This window comes from Acinetobacter gyllenbergii CIP 110306 = MTCC 11365, from assembly GCF_000413855.1.
In the GTDB taxonomy this organism is placed as follows: domain Bacteria; phylum Pseudomonadota; class Gammaproteobacteria; order Pseudomonadales; family Moraxellaceae; genus Acinetobacter; species Acinetobacter gyllenbergii.
Genome location: NZ_ATGG01000044.1, coordinates 1 through 1,871, shown reverse-complemented (window position 1 = coordinate 1,871; position 1,871 = coordinate 1). Strand labels below are relative to the sequence as shown.

Genomic DNA, 1,871 nt, shown 5'->3' with positions numbered 1-1,871 from the left:
GCAGATGGTGCAGCCCCAAGTGATGCCGTAAACAAAGACCAGTTGGATAAAGCGGCAGCGGCATCGAAAACCGAAGTGATTGAAGGTAAGAACGTCACAGTGACTAAAACCACAGGTGCTGATGGTCAAGACATCTATAACGTAGCGACCAAAGATGATGTGTCCTTTGATTCGGTTCAGGTCGGTGACGTCAATATTGATGGCAGCACGGGCAAGATCAGTGGTGTGACTGCGGGTGAAGTCAGTGCGACATCGGATGAAGCGATTAATGGTAGCCAGTTGGCAGGCACAGCCAAGAGCGTTTCAGATGCTTTAGGTGGTGGTTCAACTGTAAACCCTGATGGCACCGTAACTGCACCAAGCTATACGGTAAATGGCAATAATGTCACTAATGTTGGCGCAGCCATTTCAGAACTGGACAAAGGCTGGAATCTCCAAAGCAATGGTGCTGGTAATGCAGCAATCAAAGCAGGTGACACGGTTGATATTGGCACTGTTACTGGCGAAGACAACCTCACGGTAACCAAGAATGGCAACACCATCCAATATGGTCTAAACAAAGACCTGAAAGTAGATAGCGTGACCGCTGGCGATACGGTTATTAATGACAATGGTGTGACCATCACCAATGGCCCAAGTATCACCAAGTCAGGGATTAATGCCGCAGGTAATCCAATTAGCAATGTTGGTGCAGGTGTTGAGGACACTGATGCAGTCAACAAAGGTCAGTTAGACAAAGCCGCTGCTGCAGCCAAAACTGAAGTGACTCAAGGTAAGAACATTACCGTTTCTAAAACCACGGGTGCAGATGGGCAAGACATCTATAACGTGGCAACGGCAGATAATGTTGACTTTAACAATGTGACTGTTGGTGGTGCTAATGGTGTGAGCATTGATGGTACAACAGGTAAGATCAGTGGTGTAACTGCGGGCGAAGTCAGTGCGACGTCGGATGAAGCGATCAATGGTAGCCAGTTGGCAGGCACAGCCAAGAGCGTTTCAGATGCTTTAGGTGGTGGTTCAACTGTAAACCCTGATGGCACCGTGACTGCACCAAGCTATACCGTAAATGGTGTAGAAAGCAACAATGTTGGTGCAGCGATTGAAGAGCTGGATAAAGGCTGGAACTTACAAAGCAATGGTGCCAATGCGGGTGCAATTAGGACAGGTGACACGGTTGATATCGGCACTGTTACTGGCGAAGACAACCTCACGGTAACCAAGACAGGCAACACCATCCAATATGGTCTAAACAAAGACCTGAAAGTAGATAGCGTGACCGCTGGCGATACGGTTATTAATGACAATGGTGTGACCATTACTAATGGCCCAAGTATTACCAAAGACGGGATCAATGCGGCAGGCAATCCAATTACCAATGTCGGTGCAGGTGTAAACGGTACGGATGCAGTCAATAAAGATCAATTAGATAATGCCGCTGCAGCAGCGAAAACTGAAGTGACTGAAGGCAAGAACGTCACAGTGACTAAAACCACAGGTGCTGATGGTCAAGACATCTATAACGTAGCAACCAAAGATGATGTGTCCTTTGATTCAGTGCAAGTCGGTGATGTCAATATTGATGGCAGCACGGGCAAGATCAGTGGTGTGACTGCGGGTGAAGTCAGTGCCACGTCGGATGAAGCGATCAATGGCAGCCAGTTGGCGGGTACAGCCAAAAGCGTATCAGATGCTTTAGGTGGCGGTTCAGTAGTGAATCCAGATGGCACAGTGAGCGCACCAAGCTATACCGTGAATGGTGTAGAAAGCAACAACGTTGGTGCAGCGATTGAAGCCTTGGATCAAGGTTGGAACCTACAAACGAATGGTGCTGGTGGTGCAGCGATCAAAGCAGGTGACACAGTTGATAT

General features: G+C 48.2%; 1 pseudogene. It reads left to right on the top strand.

Features of this window, described 5'->3' with window-relative positions:
- A pseudogene (locus F957_RS03065) lies at window positions 1-1,871 on the top strand (hypothetical protein); the annotation flags it as partial.